Raw genomic sequence first — 19,947 nt, 5'->3', positions numbered from 1 at the left:
AGATGGCCACCCCGCCCGCAGATCCGTTGGAGAGCGCCCGGGTTCTGGTCCGCGTGCACGAGGCGGTGCTCGGTGGGAGCCGCGCGCCCCAGGCTCCCCGCACGGTGATCGCGGAGTCGTGGCGGCGTTCCCTCGACGCCCACGTGGACCCCGACCGCACCGAGGCGCCGACGGTCTACGCCCAGCGCGAGGTCTCCGAGCTGCGCGCCGCGCACCCGCTCGCCTCGACGCTGCCCGCACTGCGCGCGACGCTGCGCGGGCTCGCCGAGGAGGCCGGGCAGATCATGATCGTCACCGACGCGGCGGGCCACATCCTGTGGTGCGAAGGGGACAACGCCGTCCGGCACGCCGCCGAACGCGCCGCGCTCGCCGAGGGCACGCGGTGGTCGGAGGACGTCATCGGCACCAACGCGATGGGCACCGCGCTCGCGCTCGGCCGTTCGGTGCGCATCCACTCCGGTGAACACCTCGTGCGCAGCTACCACTCGTGGACCTGCGCGGCCAGCCCCGTGCGCGATCCCGACACCGGCGCCGTGCTCGGCGTCGTCGACGTCAGCGGTCCCGTGCACACCGCGCACCCCGCCGTGGCCGCGCTCGTCGATGCCGCGGCGAAGCTCGCCGAAGCGCAGCTGCACGCTTCGCTGACCGCGCGCGAAGAGCTTCTGCGCGAACGGAACATGCCGCACCTGCTGGGTTTGCGCGGCGAGCCCGGAGCGCTGCTCACCCCGACCGGCCGCGTGCTCGTCTCCGGCATCAGCGGCTTACCGACGCGGGTGGACGTCTCCGGCCCGGAGATCCGCTTCACCGACGGGCGCACCGGGCTGTTGGAGCCGCTGCGCGAGGGCTACCTGCTGCGCGTGCCGACGTCCTCCTCCGGTCCGCTCCTGTCGTTGTCGCTGCTGGAAGATCCCGTTGTCTCCCTCAACGGACGCCAGCACTCGTTGAGCCTGCGCCACGCCGAAATCCTTGCCGCACTGGCACTTCGCCCCGGTGGCCTCAGCGGCGAGGCGCTCGCACTCGCCACCCACGGCGAGGACGGCAACGCCGTGACCGTCCGCGCCGAGGTGCACCGGCTGCGCGCCCAGCTCGGGATCGTGTTGGGGCGCAAGCCCTATCGCCTGCTCGCCGCCGTCGACGCCGACTTCCTCCGCGTGCGGTCCGCCGTGCGCTCCGGTGACGCCGCGCTCGCTGTGCGGACGTATCGCGGTCCGCTGCTCCCCCGCTCCGAAGCTCCCCTCGTGCGGGCCGAGCGCGAGGAACTGCACGCCGCCGTCCGCTCCGCCGCACTGCACTGCGGGCAGCCGGATGTGTTGTGGGACTTCGCTCAGCAGCCCCACGGCGCCGACGACCTCGAGGTGCACGAGGTGCTGGCGCGCGTGCTGTCCCCCGCCGACCCGCGCCACGCCTGCGTCCTCACCCGCCTCCGCGCGCTGCTGTGACGTGGCAGCCGGTCACCGAGTGAGCGACGCCGGTCAGACGCTCTCGACGAAGAGGTCGGACGCGCAGAAGGCCTCCGGGTCGAAGTCGTGGTTCCAGCCGTAGCGCAGCACGGTCGCCCGCAGCAGGTCGGGAGAGCAGCGGAGGTCCTCGACCTCGAAGCCGGTGATCGGCACGACCACCACGGGATCGGCGACCAAGGACGAAATGCTCGCCGCCACGGTGGGCACGGCGAGGAAGAGCGGGAAGAACAGCGAGCACATCGAGCGGTAGTCGTTGCCGTCGCTGAGCATGATCCACTCCTCGTCGCCGGGCTCCCACTGGTTGATCAGGTTCCACCGCTGGGCGACGGCCGTGGACGCGGCGTAGGCGCTCGCCTCGCCCCAGCCGTAGATCGGTCGTTCCCACGGGCGGGCGTCGCGCCACTGGGACAACGACGGGTCGAGATCGATCATTTCGGGCTCCCTGGACACGCGTGGATGGTCTTCGCCTCGCGCCGGTACACGTTCACGACGGTGGTGGGCCGCCCCGTCTTCCCGCTGACACCGACCACGGAGTCGAACTCGACGACGGCCTTCACCCCGTTCCAGAGCCCGGCCTCGTCGGCCCGTTGCGCCGCGTCGAGGGTGATGCGGTTGACGTCGAGTTCCGGCAGGAAGCGGCTCTTGTGCTTCATCTCGCTGCTGGCGAGGTGCAGGGCCTGCTTCTCCTTGTTGGTGCAGTAATGACCGTCAGCGGTTTCCCTGTGCTTGTTCACCCACAGCGTCCGCGCGGCGAACGGTTCCTTGACCTGGGGACCGACGCGTCGGCCGAAGACGGGGATCGGCGGCTTGTCGCGCTCGGCGATCCACTTCCGTTCGAGCGCGGTCGCGCGCCACTGCGGGTTGCGCAACTCCTCGACCTCGGCGAGATCGCCCTCAAGGCCGCACCGCAGCTCAGCGCACACGTCAAGCACGGAGGACAGCCGGTCGTCGACCGCTGCCACGAGCGCGGCGTGCGCGCGCGAGCCCGCCTCGGCCAGCAGCACGACGACGGACCTGGCCGCCTCACGGGCCCGGTCGGCCGCGGAGTCCGGCAGCGCACCGCGCGCGGCGGTCAGCGCGTCCGCCACCTCGGCGTAGGAATTCATGCCCACCCCCTGGATCGCCGTGCACAATCGCAGAGACAAGCCTGTTGCCACCAAGGCAAACCGACACCCGAACGGCCTAACTCTCAGCCACTCATGAGCTGGTGGGTCCTGGCGATGTCGTCGTCGAGGCCCCTGGCGATCTCCTCGCAGGCGCTCAGCGCGGTGCCCCCGTCGGAGTCGGCCTGGCTGAGCAGGCCGTCGTAGCGCGTGACACCCGCGTCGGCGAGGTGCCGGGCGACATCGCGCAGCGCGGCGAGCACTTCCTGGACGAGCGCGCCCGGCACCGCGTCACGGGCGGCGGAGAGGTTCTGCAGTGCCTGGTCGTAGCCGCTCATTCCAGCCTCCCACCCCGAGGACAACCGCGAGATCCGACCATAGCTAATGCAAACGCGGCGAGGTATCCAGACACCGGCACATGCCTGCATCCGTTGGGGCGAAAGGGAAAACTCCCCGAAACTCCCCAGAACTACGGAGTCTTGCGCCGCACGCTGAGCACGACGTGGGCCAACAGCCCGAACACCAGGCCCCAGAACGCGGAACCGATGCCGAACAGGGACAGGCCGGAGGCGGTGACGAGGAAGGTGACGGCGGCGGGCTCGCGGTCGCGGGGGCTGGACATCGCGCCGCTGAGACCGGAGACGAAGGCGCCGAGCAGGGCGACACCGGCGATGGCGGCGACGAGTTCCCCGGGCAGGCCGGTGAAGACGCCGATGAGCGCGCCGCCGAAGGTGCCGACGGCGAGGTAGAGCAGGCCGCAGAACACCCCCGCGGGGTAGCGCCGCCGCGGGTCGGGGTGGGCCTCGGGCCCGGTGCAGATGGCGGCGGTGATCGCGGCGAGGTTGACGGCGTGGCAGCCGAACGGGGCGAGCGCGAGCGAGGCGAGGCCGGTGCCGCCGACGAGCGGGCGGTCGGCGGGCCGGTAGCCGCTGGCCTGGAGCACGGCGAGGCCGGGGGCGTTCTGCGAGGCCATGGTGACCGCGAACAGCGGCACGCCGACGCCGATGATCGCCGCGACGTCGAAGACCGGGGTCGTCCACAGTGGACTGGCGAACTCCAGTGCCACGCCGCGGAAGTTCAGGCCGCCGCTGACCGCCGCGGTGAGCACGCCGAGCAGCAGGGCGACCGGGACGGCGTAGCGGGCGCTGAAGCGCTTGGCGAGCACGTAGCCGACGAGCACGGCCGCCGCGACGAGCGGGCCATGGCCGAGCGCGCGGAAGGCCTCGACGCCGAAGGAGAACAGGATGCCCGCGAGCATCGCCGAGACCAGAGCGTCGGGCACAAGCGCCATGAGCTTGCCGAAGACGCCGGAGAACCCGACGAGGGTGATCGCGAGCGCGGAGACCAGGAACGCGCCGATGGCGGAGGCGTAGGAGTAGGAGCCCATGCTGGTGACGAGCAGCGCGGCGCCGGGCGTGGACCACGCGGTGATCACCGGGACCTTGGTCCACAGACTGAGCACGAGGCAGGTGAGCCCGCTGCCGATGGAGATCGCCCACAGCCACGAGGTGGTCTGCGCCGGGGTGAGCTTGCCCGCCTGGGCCGCGGTCAGCACGATCACCATGGGTCCTGAGTAGGACACCACGACGGCGATCAGCGCGGCGACGAAGGACGACAACGAGGCGTCGGCGAAGAACGACCGGCGGTCTGTCCGTTGTGCGGCAAGGACTTTCTCGGGCATCGGAAGACCCTATTCAGCGACCCCGCCCACAGTCGAGAGTGACCGCCCGCACACCCTCTGACCTGCGTTCGAGCCGGAGTTCGGCACGGCGACGGCGAACAGCCTTCCGCGCGAAGGCGCGAGGTGCTCGGATGATCTTCGGAGTCGTCCGAAGAGGAGTAACGCGTGCGCCGGTGGCGGATAACGGTCGGGATCGCGATCGCTTTGGTGGCGGTGATCGTCGCGGTCTGGGCGACGGACTGGTTCGGCGGCGCAGCGACCCGGCTGCGCGTGACGGTGACCGGCCTGCCGGAGGGCGTGAGCGCAGCGGTGACCGTGGTCGGGCCGGTGTCCTACACGGTGACCGGGCCGACGGACGAGCGCACTGTGCCCGCCGGGACCTACGTCGTGCGGATCGACCCGGTCGCGACTGAGCTGGGCAAGGCGCACCCGGACTCCGATACCTTCGCGGTCACGGTACCGACCGGCGAGACGGCCACAGCCGACGCCGAGTACGTCACGGTGATCCCGGACAGCACCACGGTGCTCGACCACACCAACCCCGGCATCGCCAGCACAGCGGGCACGACGGTCACGTTCGCCGCCGGAGCGCCAGCGCTCGCACGGCTCAGGCCGGGCTCGGTGTTCATCGTCGCCGAAGGCCCCCAGACACCCGATCCGATGGCGCGGCGCGTGCTCTCGGTCAACGGAACGGTCGTGGAAACGACGCCGGTCCCACTGTCAGAGGCGCTGCCGGCCGGTCGCTTCCGCCTCGCGGACAACGGCGAGAGCCTGGGATTCCGTCCGATCGCCGAGCCGCCGATGCTGTCGGTGAACTTCGGCGAGATGTTGGCGTCCAAGGGAACCGGCCGGTGCGCGGCGGGCGGCACGCGCGGCGTCATGGACGTGCACAACCTGCGCCCGAAGTTCAGCGGCGACTTCGACTGGGGCCTGTTCCCGCCCAAGGCCAAGATCGACGTGACCGCCACGCTCAACCCGAAGGTCACCTTCCAGGCCGAGCTCGCGGGAGCGGTGGAGTGCCAGGTCAAGGTCGAGAACACCGCGGGCCTCAAGTGGCTGAACAACCTGTGCGGCAAGGTGGTCGGCCGCTTCGTCAAGGTCGGACCGGTGTCGCTCAAGTGCAAGGTGCGGCCCTTCGTGGGAGCCGAGGCGCGCGCGACGGCGGGCACGAAGATGGGTTTCGACGCCACCCTGCACGCGGGGATCAAGAACTCCGACGAGACGCTGACCATGTCCGATCCGCACGGGTACACCCCGGTCCAGAAAGTGCTCAAGGGCGTGGAGGCCAAGATGTCCTTCCAGGCGAAGCTCGGCCTGGAGGTCGGCCTGTACGGCGGAGATCCGAGTGGCACCGCGTGGCTGGGCCTGACGCTGGAGGCCTCGATGGGACCGGAGCTGGCGATCAGCTCGACCTCGGCGGAGGCGAGCCTACTGTTCGGCTTGGCGCTCAACGGGGAGATCGAGCTGGACGCCCGCTTCAAGGACTGGAAGCGGGCGATGAAGATCGCCTCCATCGAGCGGAAGTGGCCGGTGTGGCAGAGCAACGACATCACGTCCTTCCGCAAGCCGCCGCCCCCGGTCACCGAGATCGGCACGGTCTACTACGACCAGTACGACGAGAGCACCTACCGCAACTTCCTGTACTCGAAATCCGGTGACCAACCGGCGAAGCGGCTCGCGGAGGTGCGCGGCGCCGTCTCACCGGACGGGAGCAAGCAGGCGTGGATGGACGGCAGTCGCCTGATGGTCGGCGCGATCGGCCAGCAGGCCAGCGCGCTCGCGAGCGGTTTCGACACGCACGGACTGTGCAGCATCCCCGAGTGGACGCCGGACTCGCGCGCGATCCTGTTCCAGCACAAGCAAGATCGCTGGGCAATGGTCGATGTCGACAGTGGACGGACGACGCCGCTGGCCGGGCCGACGGGGTGCTATCCGGTCATGTCCCCGGACGGCGGGTCGGTCGCCTGGTACGACGCCAGTGCGCCAGCGGCCAGGATTCGCATCACTGACTCCGACGGCTCCAACAGCCGCTTCGTGCCGCTCATCGACGGCAAGCCCGATCCGTGCGCCAATGCCGTGGTCGCGCTCTCGCCGGGCGGTGAGCAGATCGTGGTCGACGAGTCCCGCGACGACGGACGCGCGTGCGGCGACGGGCCCAGCTCGGGGCAGGCGTCCTCCGGGGTGCTCGTGGACACCACGACCGGCAAGTCGGTTCCGCTCAGCACCGGACCGGTGCGCTCGGCGTTGTTCCACGAGGACGGGAGTGTGCTCGTGCGCCCCGCGAACAAGCCGGAGTACGTGCTGCTGAGCCCAGATCGGCGCGTGCTCTCACGGCTGCCGATGACCGACGGTGTCCGGGTGCTCGCGCACGTGCCGGGGTGATCGCTTCGGGGCAGACCGAAACGCCCGCGTCGTTAGTCGTTGGCGCATAAGCGATTCCGAAGCCGGGTTCCGCCAATGCGGATCGGTGCAGAGCATGGGCACCCTCCACGACCGGTCCCCAGCTTCGGAGTTCGCAGATGTCGAGAACCGCCCTGCTCGCCGCCGTCCTGATCGCGGGCGCGACCGTCGCCGCGCCGCACGCCGCAGCCCAGGACGAACCGCCGACGAGCTGGCCGATCGCCTTCGCCGACGAGTTCGACGGCACCGAGGTCGACCGGGGGCGCTGGACGATCCACTCCAACGCCGAGGCCGACAACTGCCTTGGCAACAAGGGAAACCAGCAGTTGGAGTGGCACACCTGGAACGCGCTCTCGGTGCGCGAGGGCAAGCTCGTGATGACCGCGCGCAAGGACAACCCGCAGCCGGGCTACGAGTGGTCCAGCGCGCTCATCACCACAGCGCACGGCTGCGGCCAAGGCCCGGCGCAGGAGTTCCAGGTGCGCGAAGGGGATTACGTCGAGACGCGCCTGAAACTGCCCAAGGAAAAGGGTTTCTGGCCGTCCACGTGGACCTGGAACGGCTCCGGCAGCAACGAGCAGGACACCTACGAGTACTTCAGCGACAACCCGTTCCGGCTCTACCTCACCAACCACCAGGGCTCCGGCGGGCAGTGCGTCGTCACCTCGCAGGTGGACCTGACCCTGGACTGGCACACCATCGGCCAGGTGCTCGGCCCGAACGAGACCGTGTGGTTCCTCGACGGCAAGGAGGTCTGCCGACAGGGACCGTTCACCGGTGACGGAGCGCTCGTGCTGGACATGTTCGTCTACTCGCAGATCCCGCCGGAGGTCGCCGAGGGCTCCATGGAGATCGACCACGTCCGCGTGCACCGCAAGTAGGCAGGTCTACGGAGGACCGTCGCTCTGCTTGACGGTCTCCGCGCTCTCGACCGCGCGCGGTTCACTCCGCCGGAAGATGCCGGCGATCGCACCCAGCGGGCGGGTCGGGTCGGCGTACTCGATCGTCTCCCGGCTCTCGAACGAGCCGTCCGGCTTGCGCACGGTGGTCGTCGTCGACTTCTTCCGCCCACCGGTCGCCAGCAGGTACATGCCGTACATGCACACGATCGCCAACATCGCGACCTCGACGACGGGCAGCTTGCCCTTGGTCCCGGTCAGCACGGCGCGGACCCGGTCCTGCTCGGCCTCCTCCGCCCATGCCTCCGACAGCACGGCAAGGGCTCCGCTCTCCAGCAGCACCTGATCGCGTGCGAGGTCGGCGCGGGCCCTGTCGACGCGGGCCCGGCCGGCGACCTCGTACATCCGGTCGAGCATGTCCTCCGGCGGCAGGTCGTCGAGCCGTTCGGCGAGGTAGTAGCGGATCGCCTGGTGCACACCGTCCGTGTCGACCGCGCGGGCGTTGAGTTCGTCGGCGAGCGATGAGGTCATCGCCAGTCTCCTTCGAGGATGAGCGAGAGGGCGGACCACGGTGGGACACCGCGGTGGATCGCGTGTCTGATCGCCTTGCGGACGCACTGTCCGAGGCCCGCCTCTCCCGCGAGCAGGAGAGAGCGGATCTCACCGAGGATCGGGAGCACGTCGGCCGCCACGATGTCCCAGTGAGGCGCCACGTGCGCCCGCAGGCCGGTCTGGCGCATCACGTTGTAGATCCCCAGGTGTTCGCCGAGGCCGACGATGTCACCGCCGCCCGTACCGCACGCGGCGGACAGGATCACGCGCGGTGAGCGGGTCAGTTCGGCGTAGTCACGCCACCCGAAGCGGTGGGCGCGGCCGCGCTCGCGGGAAGCCGCGACCGCGTGCGTGAGCGGCAGGGAGCCGTCCGCGGCGAGCATCAGCGCGACCTCGTGCTCGTCCGAGCTGGTGTAGCCGTGGGTGAGCAGGGTGACGAGCTCGGCGTTCGCCAGCAGGTCCATGACCGCTGAGCGGTCGGCAGCGACTCCGCCCACCACGTGCACGTCCTTCCCGCACCCGGCCACGTAACGCGCCATCGCGTCGGTGATCTCGGCAGGGTCGCGCACCCGAGGAACCGCGACCACCCCCTCCCTGAAGCGCTCCGCCGCCACCGGCGCACCGTCCACGGTGGACAGCAGTGCCACCCAGCTCGGCTCGTAGGAACAACTCACGCGGTCGAACGCGACCGTGTGCCAAGGCAGTCGCCGCCAGCCGGCGAACGGGATCACGACCAGGTGGTCGTCCTCGCCGAGGTAGTCGTCGAGCAACCGGGCCAACCAGGCTCGGCACTCAGACCACCCGTTGACGCCGAAGGGGTCGCCGGCCCTTCCGGGATACCAGTTCTTCAGCCGCGACCGCCAGCGCTTGTCGACCTGGCTCAGGTCGACCTTCGGCAGCGCGACCGTCGCGGAGACAACGGAACCGGCGGCGTCGACCACCGTCAGCAGGGCGCGCGGGTCCCTGCCGTCACTGACCCACTCGAGCACACCGACGCGACCGCTGCGGGGCGCGATCCCCGCCACCACATCGTCGTCGATGCCGTGTCGTCGCCACGCGGGCCCGTCGCCCCGGAACGGGGCTGACCTGCTGACCATCCCACGACGCAACTCGCCGACAAGCCGCAGGTCGGCCAGGGTGGCACCGGGTTCGGCGAACAGCGCCGAGGTGACCAGCTCGATCTCGCGCGTGGTGTGCGCGCCCGCCCACGCCGCCGCACCGAGCCCGCTGTCGTGGCCGACGTACGCCGTGTTGACGAGCGCACTTCTCAACCACGCACGAGCCGTCACCAGTTCGCCTGCGCGGACCAGGTGCCCCGCGTAGTAGAGGATGGCTTCGCCTGCCGTAATGCCGAACGCGTCACCCAGCACGGACAGCACCCTGTGCCAGGAGCGCAGCGCCTCGGTCGGCCGGTAGATCTGGTCGTACAGCGCGGCCACGAAGAGCGCGCGGCTCGCCATGGGGCGGTTGCGCTCAGCCAGCGCCCGGTCGAGCACCGGCTCCAGATCCACTCGGGCACGATCGACGAACTCGCGCCTTGTCCGGTCGGTGTCGGGAATGCCGTTGGTGAGCAACGCCGTCGCCGCGACCAGGTCTCGATCGGGGTCGGTCCGCGCGCTCTCCTCCAGCACCGCGCCGAAGAGGTCGGCATCCGGTGTCACGCCGTTCATCGCCTGGCACCACATCACCATCGCCGCGTGGTAGCCCACCGACCACCGCGTCCGGTCCCGCAACGCCGCGGTGTGGGCGGCTCGCGCGTAACCGGTGGCCTCGGCGTAGCGGCCGAGCCGGAGCAGCGACGCCACAAGCGGTTCGTACACCATCGGCTGGGGGTCGTCGACCTCCGCCAGCAGAGCCTCCGTCTGAGCCAATGCCGCCATCGGCGAACCGCTGTCACGCATCAGCCGCGCGCGAATGACGCCGAGGCTCTGCTTGACGCTCGGCTCGTCCAGAACCTGCCGCGGCGCCGAATCCAGCAATGCCATCGCCTCGGCCTGTCTGTCGAGCGAACGGAGCGCGTGGGTTCTGACCTCGAGCAGTCTGCCCTGCACGGCGACCGGCAACTGCTCCTCCTCCGGTGCCGGGACGGCGCCCGCCAACTCGATCAGCCGGGCCGGCATGTCCATCCGGATGAGTTTCCGGTAGTACCACAGGGTCACGTCGATCACCTCGGCTTCCGGTACCGCCGCGCGCAGTGCGTCGACGACCCTGGCGAGGTCGTCGACGCGGCGCGCTTCGACCAGTGCCTCCGCGAAGATCCGGGGAAGCGCGAACGAGGCGTCCAGCGCCACGTGAGCGATGATGAGGTCCGCGACCTCCTCGATCGGGCAGTCGGCCCTGATGCCGTGGAAGATGGACGCCAGTTGCTCGCCGAAGCCGACTTCGTGGAACACGTCCTGAAGGTGCTTCACGCGCGCGAGCACTTCGGCATCGGTCGTTCTGCCGTTCCTGGCGTCCTCCCACGTCTGGTGCAGAAGCGCCGCACCCGCGCTGTGCGCGTCATCGGCTGAGATCGTCGCGCGGAGCCGCTCTCCCGACACCGCCAAGCTCGGGACCTCGGCAACTCCGGAGCCGCCGGCGCAGCGCAGCCGGAGTTCCCAGTGGAGCCAGGCGAGCGCCCATTGGTGCGCGACGGGGTTCGGCTCACCCAGCTTCGCGTAGATGCTCGCGCGCAACGCCTCCCGGCGGTACATGTCCATGCTCGCCGCCTCGCCCGGTTCTGGGCGCGGGAGCCCGTCCAGGGCCGGAACGAACAGGAGTGGATCACCGAGGAGGGTCGTCCGGTCCACGTGCTCGGCGAGATCGCGCTCCAGCGACCCGACGCCGTCGCCGTTGACCCAATCGATCAGCATCGACGTCCACACGACCGACTGGCACGTCAGGAAGAACCTCTCGGCGTAGTCCTGACGATCGGCGACCGACTCGCCATCGACCGCGGGCAGGGAGAAGCGGACCTCAGGTATCCGTGCGGTCATCGCCGCTCCGACCGCGGCCATCACCTGGGCGGTCAGCAACCGCCAGTTCTCGCACAGGTAGGCCATGTGACTGGTGCCGGTCGCTCGGCCGTCCGCGGTCGGGTTGAACACCTGCACCCGGCGGTCGATCAGCTCGACGACCGTGCGGCGCAGTTCCTCGGCGTTCTCGGCGACCTCGGTGATCGCAGCCAGATCCGCCGGCAACGCGGCCAGCTCATCGCGGTCGGCGAGGTCGCCCGGCAGCACGTGGACCCGGCCCGCTTCGGTGTCCTGGAACACGAGGCTGGCTCTCGTGCTCAACGGACAACCCGCGTCACAACGCGCGTGGTCGAATCCGCCGGTGAGCAGCTCGACAATGCTTGTCACATCGTCGTCGGTGACCGACACCCATCGGCCCGACCCGGCGAGCGCCGCCGCGGGCCCTCCGCAGTCGGGACATGTGGCCATCTCCATGATCCCATTGCACAGCATCGCCGCGTCGGCTACGCGGGGTGACAGGCAGATGCCCACCGCCACCGGGAAACTGAGTGCGCACCCCAGTTTCGGCGACTCGCACCATCACGGGGCCGCGAGCGTGTTAGATGCACGCCATGAGCCTCAAGTTCGGCCGTGCCCTGGTGGTGCTCCTGCCGCTCACCCTCGCCGCGACCGGGTGCAGCAGCGGTCAGAGCCAGTTCGCCAAGGAACTGAAGACCGCCGGTTTCACCGCCGTGGGCGAGCCGAGGACGGACGTCGAGAAGAAGACCAAGAAGGTCGGCAAGCGCACGGTGAAGTCCTCGCAGAAGACCTTCGAGATCACCGTGCGGGTGAAGGGCTGCGACCTGGAGTTCGCCAAGACCGCCGACAGCTCCGGCTACTGGCTGGACGAGCTGCACGTGAACGGGCAGGAGCCGGACTGGCCCGAGTACCCGGAGAACCTGCGCTACGCCGACGCGGTCGCGCTGCTGGCCAGCGGCAGGCCCAAGCCCGCGGGCTTCGCCAGCTGCTACAACCCGAACGTGCCGTGAGCCGGGACCACCGCTGAGCCGAGGCGCCGCAGCTCCTCGGCCACGGCGGCACCGCGTTCGAGGTGGTCGGTGGCTTCGGCGCCGGTGAGCGCGAGGCCGATGTTGGTCAGCGCGCGGGCCTCAGCCGCCCGGTCCGCGGTGCCGATCGCCAGGTCCAGCGCGTGCCGGAAGGACTCGACGGCGTCGGCGGGCTCGCCCCGGCGCAGGCGCAGTTCGCCGATGGCGAGGTGGCTGGCGGCTTCTCCGCGCGCGTCGTCGGCGGCGCGGCGGGCCTCCAACGACTCCTCGAAGCAGGCGAGCGCGTCGTCCTGGCGACCGCGGCCGAGGTGGATGATCCCCTTGCCGTTCAAGGCGATCCCCACCAGGCGGTGCTCGCCGAGCGAACGCAGCACCGGCAGCGCCTCGTCGAGCCGGGACGCCGCGCTGGTGAGCTTGCCCGCCCGCCAGTCCAGCACCGCGAGGTGGAGCTTCGCGTTGGCGGACAACAGCTCTGCGTCACTCGCGATGGGCAGCACGCGGTCGTGCACTGCCACCGCCGAGGTGTGCATGCCCTTCACGCCGTAGTAGCCGAACAGCGTCAGCGCGAGCTGCCACGCGTGCTGGTCGTACTTCTCCCGGCAGGCGAACTCGATCACCGCGCGCAGGTTGGGCAGCTCGCGGTCGAACCAGCTCACCCCCGTGCCGACGAAGGCGATCACGACGTTCTCCGCCGGGGTGAAGCGCGCAAGGCCGGTGATCTGCCGGTCAGCCTCGTTGGCGGAGTACAGGTAGTGGTCGAGCACGCGCGTGATCGCGGCGCGCTCGTCGGGCTCCGCACGCGCGACGGCGTGCTGGCGGAGCAGGTCGTGCATCCGGTAGCGGCCCGAAGTGTGTTGCCGCACAAGGTGAACGTCGATCAGCGCGTCCATCGTGTCCTCGGCGTCGTCGACCGAGCAGCCCAGCAGCGCGGCGGCGGCGTGCGGCGTGATATCGATGCCGGGATGCCGCCCGAGCAACCGGAAAGCACGGCGCAGCAAGGGTTCCAGTGCATCGTAGGAGGCCGTGATCGGCTCGCTCTCCGGAAGCGTCCACTGAGGACTGTGCCGCATCCGCGCTCCGACGAGGCGCAGCGCGAGCGGGAGACGACCGCACAGGTCCGCGGTGCCGGGCGGAGCACGACGGCCAGCCGCCCGCTCCAGCAGCTCGCCCGCCTCCGGCTCGGGCAGCAGGTCCACCGTGCGCGACAACGCCCCCGCCAGCCCGGAGAGCCGCTGCCGCGACGTGATCAACGTCAGGCAGCCGGGAGCACCGGGCAGCACCGCGCCTGCCTGCTCGGCGTCGGCCACGTCGTCGAGCACGAGCAGCACCCGCCGCCCGGAAAGCCGCGTGCGCCAAGCGGAAGCGCGCTCACCGACACCGTCCGGAATGTCCTCCTGAGCGGTGCCAACCGCGCGCAGCAGGGCCTCCAGCGCGCAGGCGGCCGACAAGCTCCGCTGGCTCGGCGCGTGCCCTTGCAGGTCGAGGAAGAGCTGGCCGTCCGGGTACGCGGAGGTGAGCATGCGAGCCGCGCACAGCACGAGCGCGGTCTTGCCGACCCCCGCGCTCCCGTCGAAGGTGAACACGGTCGCGCCTTCGGCGAGCCTGTCGGATAACCACTTCAGCTCGCCGTCGCGGCCGGTGAAGTCAGCAGGAGCGCGCGGCACGTCGTTGCGGACGGTCCACTCGCGCTCGCGCACGAGCTCAAGGCACTGCTCTTCGAGGTCTTCCCGGGTGCGCCGCGCCCACTCCCCCTCGATCCCGGCGAGCGGGGTGCCGCGCCGGAGCGCGAGCGCCGCGTCCGGGTCCCCGGCGGCGACGAGCGCACGGAAGCGCACGAGGTCCACCGACTCCGGGTCGACCGCGAGGCGGTAGCCGTCGTCCTGGAACACCAGGACCGAAGCTCCGTCCGCCCCGGCCGCGACGAGCACCCGCCGCAGCCGGGCGACGTAGGTCTGCACGAGGTTGCGGGCACCGGCGGGCGCGCGGTCCGCCCAGACCCGTTCGACCAGCGCGGGCACGCCGACGACGCGGCCGGCCTCAGCCGCCAGGATCGCCAGCACGCACTGCTGGCGCGCCGGCCCGACCTGGACCGCACGATCGCCGTCGCGGACCCTGACCGGACCGAGCAGGTCGATCTCCATCGCCGTCCCCCAAGTGATCACGAAGAGTTTTGCGCTTCGCCACCAGGGGGTCCAGCGTTGTTACAGCTCCGTTCCAGCGCATTTGCCCAATCTCAGCCTTTTGCCGCACGGCGGCGTGACGGGTCCGGAAGACCCACCAGCACCAGCAGCGCGACCAGCACCGCCGTCACGTGCAGCGAGGCACCGGCGAACGGGCTGGCCGCGACCAGCACCGCGACCACCGGGAAGGCGAACGCCAGCGGCGAGCGACCGCGCGGCAGGATGTGCAGCACCCACACCGCGAGCAGGTACAACGCGACCGGGACCGCCGTCGACAGGCCCGCGACCAGCTCCGACACCCCGCCCTCGCCGGTACCGAAGTCCACCGCGACCTCAAGCCCCGCGCCCACCGCCGCCGCCGATGCGAAGATCAGCAGGTGGCCGTAGCCCCACCGCAGCGCCGAACCGAGCGAGCTGAGCAGGTGTTCGACGGGCTTGTCGAAGTACAGCCACCACAGCGAGAACACGATCACCAGCCCGGCCCCCGCCACCCCGAACAGGCCCGCGGAAGCGTGCCCGGAGTCCACCGCGGAGCGCACCGCGTTGGTGGCCGCGAGGATCGACTCACCCAGCACGATCAGCGTGAACAGCCCGTATCGCTCGGCGATGTGGCCGGGGTGCCACGGGGTACTCGCACCGCGCTCGGCGAACGGCGGCACCGCGATCTCGGCGAGGGCAAGCACGAAGAACGCGGGCAGCAGCCACTCCTGCGGCAACGCCAGCCGGACCAGCCAGCCGACCTGCACCAGCGCGATCCCGCCCGCGTAGCGCAGCGCCGTCCCCCTGCGCTCCGGATCGGACTTGGCCGCGCGCAGCCACTGCGTCACCATGGCCAGCCGCATGAGCACGTAGCCGTAGGTGATCACCGCGAAGTCGCCGTGGTCCAACGCCCGCCCGACACCCGCCGCGACCACGAGCGCGCCCGCGATCTGCACGAGCGTGGTCACCCGGTAGGCCGTGTCGTCGGTGTCGTAGGCCGAGGCGAACCAGGTGAAGTTCATCCACGCCCACCAGATCGCGAAGAACACCATCGAGAAGCCGAGCACGCCCTGGCCGACGTGGTGCTCCGCGATCGCGTGGTGCAGACCGGCTGCGGCCTGGGCCACCGCCACGACGAAACACAGGTCGAACAGCAGCTCCAACGGGGTCGCCGCGCGATGCGCCTCGTCCGCCCCGCGCGCCGTCATCGGCCGATACCTTGTGCTCAACGTGCTCCCCGCTCCGCTCCGCCGCAGGTGGACGGGTCGCACCCTAACCAGGCGGTGGCGTCGCGGCGCGGCGGAACACGCGCGCTATCTCCGAAACATCAGCACCAGCACGCGCAGCACCAGGACGACGCTGATCAGCAGCAGGTTGTAGCCGAACAGCGCGTACAGGCTGACCGAAGAGGTCACCATCGGCCCGCCCGGCGTGCCGAGCAGCATCACCGCCATGACCCCAGCCGTCGCGCCGAGCACCGTGAACAGCACCTGGTGCAGCAGCGAGGTCACGTGCGAGCGGTCGCGCTCATCGGCGAACAACCGGATGTTGACCGTGAGGCGGCCGTTCTCGATGGCTCCGGCGATGCGCTCGACGCGGCGCGGCAGCCGCCGCAGCATCGGCAGCACGGCAGCGGCCTCCTGGATCACCGCCTCCTTCAGCGTCCCCGAGTCCAGGTTCTCCACCACGTAGTCGCGCGCGAACGACCGCGCCTCCGCGACCAGGTCGAAGCCCGGCGCGAGCTGGCCGAGCGCGCCCTCCACCGTGGCCAGCGCGCGGAACACCGCGGCCACCTCCGGCGGGATCGACAGGCGGTGGTCGGTGATGATCCGGAACAGGTCGGTGAACATCCGGACGCTGCGCACCGAGCCGCCGCCCAGGTGGCGCGCCATGAATTGGCCGAGCGAGCGCTCCAGCCGCTGCTCGTCGATCTCGTCCGGGCGCGGTGCGATCTCCAGCAGCGCGTCGCCCGCCGCGAGCGGATCACCCCGGTCCATGGCCAGCAGCAGCCGCTGCAACGCCGCGCGCAGCGACGCGTCGAGCCTGCCGACGGAGCCGAAGTCCAGCATCCCCAGCCGCCCGTCGCGCAGCAGCAGCACGTTGCCCGGGTGCGGGTCGGCGTGGAAGACGCCGTCCACCATGATCTGCCGCAGCAGGCACTCCAGCAGCGTCTTCGCCAGCTCCCGCCGGTCCAGCCCGGCCTCGACGATCTCCGCGTCCGCCGCGCCGAGCTGCACGCCGTCCAGGCGCTGCATCACCAGCACGCGCTCGCCGCACAGCGGCCCATGTGGGTCCGGGTACACCACCGGGCCGCTCGCGTTCGCCGCGACCGCGTCCATGTTCGCGGCCTCGACGCGGAAGTCCAGCTCTTCGCGCACGGCGTCGGCGAAGCCCGCAGCCAGCTCGCGCAGGCCGAGCGAGCGCCCCCACTTCGTGCGCAGCTCCAGCGTTCCGGCGAGGCGGTTGACGATGTCGATGTCGCGGTCCACCAGGTCGCGGATGCCCGGCCGCTGCACCTTGACCACGACCTCCTCGCCGGAGTGCAGCCGCGCCACGTGCACCTGCGCGATCGACGCCGCAGCGAGCGGAGTGCGGTCGAATGAGGCGAAGACCTCCTCCACCGGCGCGCCCAGCTCCTCGGTGAGCACGGCTTCGACCTCGCTCCACTCGGCGGGCGGGACCTTGTCGCGCAGGTGGCTCAGCTCGGTGACGAACTCCTCCGGCAGCAGGTCGCGGCGCGTGGACAGGATCTGCCCGAGCTTGACGAAGGTGACACCGCCGTCTTCCAGCGCCGCGCGCAGTGAGCGCGCGAGCGTGCCGCGGCTCTGCTCGGCGGGACCGCGTCCCCGAAGGTAGGGACCGAGTCCGTGGCGGAACGCGATCCGGGTGATCTGGGAGTAGCGCCGCGCCCGGCGAATCCGTCCGCCCAGTCCGCGCGCCCACTCCACCGGTGTCGGCAGCGAGCCGGTCGGCACCAGCGCCTCCGACACCGCGAGGAAGGCCATGCCCGCGAGCACCGCGCAGCCGATGGCCAGGATGAGGAACCAGAAGATGCTGTTCTGGTTGTCCTCCGGGGCGACGGCACCGCGCATCGCCTGCGCGATCGGCATCGCCAGCAGGTAGGCCACCAGCCCAGCCGCGAGTGTGCGCAGTGTGCCGAAGGCCGTCCCGAGCAGGCGGCGCACGGCCGCGGCGAACAACAGCACCATGACGAACACGGCGAGGCCGACAAAGACCTCCGCGAGCAGATCCACGAGCGGAGTCTAGGGACTCGGTGCCAGTCGGGACTCGGGTCGCTTCGCAAACATCGTTCGCGAATCACCCCAACGAGAAGCCCCCTGATCGGTACCGTGGATCTTGTGCGCGTGATTTCCCCCCGCTCAGGCTCACCCGTACCGCCGACTCAAGCTGTCACCCGATGAGGGGACGCGGAACGCACCGGCCACGAATGGTGCTCGGCCGGGTGGCCCTGGTGCTGATGTTGCTGGTGGCGGCGGTGAAGCTGGTGCACGTCCAGGTCTTCCAGGCCGAGGCGCTCTCGGCGCGGGCGGCGAAGCAGCGCGCGACCCCCTCCGACATCCCGGCGCAGCGGGGCTCCATTGTGGACAGAGCGGGTCGCCCGCTGGCGTTCAGCGTGGACACGCGGGTGCTCTACGTCGTGCCCCGGCTGCTGCGCGCGAACTGGCAGAAGGCCAGGGACAAGCGCCCCGACCGGACCCCGGACTTCGAGACCTACACCGCGCGGATCGCCGACACCGTGGTGCGCGCGGCCGGGGAGGGCGCTGACCGCGACCAGGTGCTGGCGAAGCTGCGCGGCGACGGACAGCGCGAGGAGCTGGCCGAGAACATCGGTCCCGCGACGGCGTGGGAGATCACCGCGGCGCACCCCGACATCGGCTCGGAGTACCGGGCGGTGCGCGTCTACCCCAACGGCGAGCTCGCGGCGAACGTGATCGGCACGACGGTCTGGCGCAAGGACCAGAAACCCGCTGGTACCAGGGGAATCAGCGGGGTGGAGAGTTCGCGCGACCAGGCGCTTGCCGGGCGGACCGGGCGGCGGATCGTGGACACCGAGCAGGGCCGCGACGATGTGGTGATCCCCGGGACCGAGCGCGTTCTCGAACCCGCGACGCCCGGCGCAGGCCTGGAGCTGACCCTCGACGTCGACGTGCAGTTCATGGCCCAGCAGCTGGTCTCCGAGCACGCCAAGCGCTCCTCGGCGCACGACGTCTCCCTGGTGGTCCTGGACGCGAAGACCGCGGAGGTGCTCGCCATGGCCACCGAGCAGAAGATCAACACCGCGGTGTCGGTGCCCTTCGAGCCCGGTGGTGCCGCCGCCGTGATCACCGCCGCCGGCGCGGTCGAGCACGGCGCGCTCGGTCCGGCGGGGACGGTGTCCGTTCCCGAGCGCGTCCGCGTCGACGGCGTCGAGGTCCGCGACCGGATCGGTCACGCCACCCAGGACTTCACCCTCGCCGGGGTGCTCGCCCGCTCCTCCGATGTCGGCACCGTGCAGACCGCGCGCAAGCTCGGCGAGGACCGCTTCGCCGACCTCACCGCCCGCTTCGGTTTCGGCGCGCGCACCGAACTGGGCCTGCCCGGCGAGGGCTCCGGCCAGGTGCCGCCGCGCGAGCACTGGTCCGCCTCCACCCTGGCGCGCCTGCCCATCGGCCACGATCTGGCTGTCACCCTGCCCCAGCTCGCCAGCGCCTACCAGGCGATCGCCAACGACGGTGTCCGCGTGCCGCCCCGCCTCGTCCGCGCCGAGACCCGCCAGAACGGTCAGCGCGTGGAGCTGCCCCGCCCCGCCGGTGCGCGCGTCGTCAGTCCGCAGACTGCCGCCACCGTCCGAGGGCTGCTCCGGGCCGTCGTCCAGGACTCGCCGGGCCAGAAGGGCAGTTCTCCGGCCGCCGCGCTCCCCGGCTACCAGGTGGCGGGGAAGTCGGGAACCCGCGAGCAGCCGAGCGGCCAGCGCGTCTGGAACTGCTTCGCCGGGATGTTCCCCGCCGAGTCGCCGCGCTTCGTCATCGCCACTCTCGTCGACGCGGCTCCCACCGACTCCGACGCACCGGCCCGCCTGTTCCGCGAGATGGCCGACTACCTCGCGCAGCGCTACCGGGTTCCCATGGCCAAGGAGCGCGCCCCGGTCCAGGAGCTGGTCGCGACCGGGTAAATCCGGGTGTGCGCCGCGACGGCGGTGAGGCATCCTTGGTGGCATGGCAACCGATCTGACCGTCACGGCGTCGCTGGTGATCCCCGGCGTCGAGCTGGCTGAGCGGTTCTCCCGCTCGTCCGGCCCCGGCGGCCAGTCGGTCAACACCACCGACAGCCGCGTGGAGCTGTCCTTCGACGTCGCCGCGTCGACCGCGTTCACCTCCGAGCGCCAACGCGAACGCGCCCTGGAACGCCTCGCCACCAGGTTGGTCGACGGCGTGCTCACCATCGCCGCCTCCGAGCAGCGCAGCCAGCTCCAGAACCGCAACGCCGCCCGCGACCGCCTAGCTGCCCTGCTGCGCGAGGCCATCGCCCCACCGCCCCCGCCCCGCCGCGCCACCAAGCCCAGCCGTGGCGCCCGCGAACGCCGCCTGGCCGCCAAGCGCCAGCGCTCCGACGTGAAGCGCGGCCGGGGCCAGGTCCGCCACACCGACTGAGACTCCAGGGCACGCACGGCCAGTTCCATTGCGCTGCCCTCC

The 19,947-nt window shown here is 71.0% G+C and carries 15 protein-coding genes; 6 read left to right on the top strand and 9 right to left on the bottom strand.

The annotated features are described in order from the left end of the window. Positions 1 to 2 precede the first annotated feature (2 nt). Complete coding sequence (locus CCN37_RS04780; RefSeq protein WP_086819421.1) at positions 3 to 1,439, top strand: helix-turn-helix domain-containing protein; 1,437 nt, start codon at positions 3 to 5, stop codon at positions 1,437 to 1,439. A 33-nt stretch (positions 1,440 to 1,472) separates the two neighbouring features. On the opposite strand, the gene CCN37_RS04775 is transcribed toward CCN37_RS04780, so the two are convergent. The 4 genes from CCN37_RS04775 to CCN37_RS04760 form a co-directional block, all read right to left on the bottom strand. Further along, a complete protein-coding gene (locus CCN37_RS04775; protein ID WP_086819420.1) occupies positions 1,473 to 1,892 on the bottom strand; it encodes a hypothetical protein in 420 nt (139 codons plus the stop codon). Next, positions 1,889 to 2,566, bottom strand: coding sequence for a hypothetical protein (locus CCN37_RS04770; RefSeq protein WP_143261433.1), 678 nt, complete (start codon positions 2,564 to 2,566; stop codon positions 1,889 to 1,891). The genes CCN37_RS04775 and CCN37_RS04770 overlap by 4 nt, the downstream gene beginning before the upstream one ends. An 83-nt stretch (positions 2,567 to 2,649) precedes the next feature. Continuing rightward, positions 2,650 to 2,901, bottom strand: coding sequence for a hypothetical protein (locus CCN37_RS04765; protein ID WP_086819418.1), 252 nt, complete (start codon positions 2,899 to 2,901; stop codon positions 2,650 to 2,652). Positions 2,902 to 3,032: 131 nt separating this feature from the next. Beyond that, on the bottom strand, positions 3,033 to 4,244 hold the full coding sequence (locus CCN37_RS04760) for a benzoate/H(+) symporter BenE family transporter (RefSeq protein WP_086819417.1): 1,212 nt from the start codon (positions 4,242 to 4,244) through the stop codon (positions 3,033 to 3,035). Between the two features lie 165 nt (positions 4,245 to 4,409). Here CCN37_RS04760 and CCN37_RS04755 point away from each other — a divergent pair, with 165 nt between their 5' ends. Together CCN37_RS04755 and CCN37_RS04750 are read left to right on the top strand one after the other, a co-directional pair. Continuing rightward, complete coding sequence (locus CCN37_RS04755; protein WP_086819416.1) at positions 4,410 to 6,626, top strand: hypothetical protein; 2,217 nt, start codon at positions 4,410 to 4,412, stop codon at positions 6,624 to 6,626. 137 nt (positions 6,627 to 6,763) lie between these two features. Next, a complete protein-coding gene (locus CCN37_RS04750; protein ID WP_086819415.1) occupies positions 6,764 to 7,525 on the top strand; it encodes a family 16 glycosylhydrolase in 762 nt (253 codons plus the stop codon). Positions 7,526 to 7,531: 6 nt separating this feature from the next. On the opposite strand, the gene CCN37_RS04745 is transcribed toward CCN37_RS04750, so the two are convergent. Together CCN37_RS04745 and CCN37_RS04740 are read right to left on the bottom strand one after the other, a co-directional pair. Next, a complete protein-coding gene (locus CCN37_RS04745) occupies positions 7,532 to 8,074 on the bottom strand; it encodes a hypothetical protein (RefSeq protein WP_086819414.1) in 543 nt (180 codons plus the stop codon). Beyond that, positions 8,071 to 11,370 (bottom strand): CHAT domain-containing protein, encoded by a 3,300-nt coding sequence (locus CCN37_RS04740; RefSeq protein WP_168200521.1) that lies wholly within the window; start codon positions 11,368 to 11,370, stop codon positions 8,071 to 8,073. Before CCN37_RS04740 ends, CCN37_RS04745 begins: the two co-directional genes overlap by 4 nt. A gap of 290 nt (positions 11,371 to 11,660) precedes the next feature. Between CCN37_RS04740 and CCN37_RS04735 the strand changes: the two genes are divergently transcribed. Continuing rightward, positions 11,661 to 12,077: a hypothetical protein gene (locus CCN37_RS04735; protein WP_143261431.1), complete on the top strand. Its 417-nt coding sequence runs from the start codon at positions 11,661 to 11,663 to the stop codon at positions 12,075 to 12,077. On the opposite strand, the gene CCN37_RS04730 is transcribed toward CCN37_RS04735, so the two are convergent. The 3 genes from CCN37_RS04730 to CCN37_RS04720 all read right to left on the bottom strand — a co-directional run bounded on the left by CCN37_RS04730 (position 12,056) and on the right by CCN37_RS04720 (position 17,463). Then, positions 12,056 to 14,257 (bottom strand): tetratricopeptide repeat protein, encoded by a 2,202-nt coding sequence (locus CCN37_RS04730; RefSeq protein ID WP_143261430.1) that lies wholly within the window; start codon positions 14,255 to 14,257, stop codon positions 12,056 to 12,058. The genes CCN37_RS04735 and CCN37_RS04730 overlap by 22 nt on opposite strands. A 71-nt stretch (positions 14,258 to 14,328) precedes the next feature. Further along, complete coding sequence (locus CCN37_RS04725) at positions 14,329 to 15,462, bottom strand: low temperature requirement protein A (protein WP_086819410.1); 1,134 nt, start codon at positions 15,460 to 15,462, stop codon at positions 14,329 to 14,331. A 105-nt stretch (positions 15,463 to 15,567) separates the two neighbouring features. Continuing rightward, positions 15,568 to 17,463: an AarF/UbiB family protein gene (locus CCN37_RS04720; RefSeq protein WP_210407871.1), complete on the bottom strand. Its 1,896-nt coding sequence runs from the start codon at positions 17,461 to 17,463 to the stop codon at positions 15,568 to 15,570. 209 nt (positions 17,464 to 17,672) lie between these two features. On the opposite strand from CCN37_RS04720, the gene CCN37_RS04715 reads away from it, so the two are divergent. Continuing rightward, positions 17,673 to 19,427, top strand: a complete 1,755-nt coding sequence (locus CCN37_RS04715; RefSeq protein ID WP_143261429.1) for a penicillin-binding protein 2 — start codon at positions 17,673 to 17,675, stop codon at positions 19,425 to 19,427. A 43-nt stretch (positions 19,428 to 19,470) separates the two neighbouring features. Next, complete coding sequence (arfB, locus tag CCN37_RS04710; RefSeq protein ID WP_086819407.1) at positions 19,471 to 19,905, top strand: alternative ribosome rescue aminoacyl-tRNA hydrolase ArfB; 435 nt, start codon at positions 19,471 to 19,473, stop codon at positions 19,903 to 19,905. Positions 19,906 to 19,947: the final 42 nt, after the last annotated feature.

The sequence above is a fragment of the Allokutzneria sp. NRRL B-24872 genome (assembly GCF_002155965.1).
Taxonomy (GTDB): Bacteria; Actinomycetota; Actinomycetes; order Mycobacteriales; family Pseudonocardiaceae; genus Allokutzneria.
This window is presented reverse-complemented; position numbering and strand designations above follow the sequence as displayed.

Excerpts from the sequence above, each read along its gene's own strand:
- CCN37_RS04780 (WP_086819421.1), top strand. The coding sequence starts at position 3 with ATGGCCACCCCGCCCGCAGATCCGTTGGAGAGCGCCCGGGTTCTGGTC.
- CCN37_RS04775 (WP_086819420.1), bottom strand. The coding sequence starts at position 1,892 with ATGATCGATCTCGACCCGTCGTTGTCCCAGTGGCGCGACGCCCGCCCG.
- CCN37_RS04770 (WP_143261433.1), bottom strand. The coding sequence starts at position 2,566 with ATGAATTCCTACGCCGAGGTGGCGGACGCGCTGACCGCCGCGCGCGGT.
- CCN37_RS04765 (WP_086819418.1), bottom strand. The coding sequence starts at position 2,901 with ATGAGCGGCTACGACCAGGCACTGCAGAACCTCTCCGCCGCCCGTGAC.
- CCN37_RS04760 (WP_086819417.1), bottom strand. The coding sequence starts at position 4,244 with ATGCCCGAGAAAGTCCTTGCCGCACAACGGACAGACCGCCGGTCGTTC.
- CCN37_RS04750 (WP_086819415.1), top strand. The coding sequence starts at position 6,764 with ATGTCGAGAACCGCCCTGCTCGCCGCCGTCCTGATCGCGGGCGCGACC.
- CCN37_RS04745 (WP_086819414.1), bottom strand. The coding sequence starts at position 8,074 with ATGACCTCATCGCTCGCCGACGAACTCAACGCCCGCGCGGTCGACACG.
- CCN37_RS04735 (WP_143261431.1), top strand. The coding sequence starts at position 11,661 with ATGAGCCTCAAGTTCGGCCGTGCCCTGGTGGTGCTCCTGCCGCTCACC.
- CCN37_RS04725 (WP_086819410.1), bottom strand. The coding sequence starts at position 15,462 with ATGACGGCGCGCGGGGCGGACGAGGCGCATCGCGCGGCGACCCCGTTG.
- CCN37_RS04720 (WP_210407871.1), bottom strand. The coding sequence starts at position 17,463 with ATGGTGCTGTTGTTCGCCGCGGCCGTGCGCCGCCTGCTCGGGACGGCC.
- CCN37_RS04715 (WP_143261429.1), top strand. The coding sequence starts at position 17,673 with ATGAGGGGACGCGGAACGCACCGGCCACGAATGGTGCTCGGCCGGGTG.
- arfB (WP_086819407.1), top strand. The coding sequence starts at position 19,471 with ATGGCAACCGATCTGACCGTCACGGCGTCGCTGGTGATCCCCGGCGTC.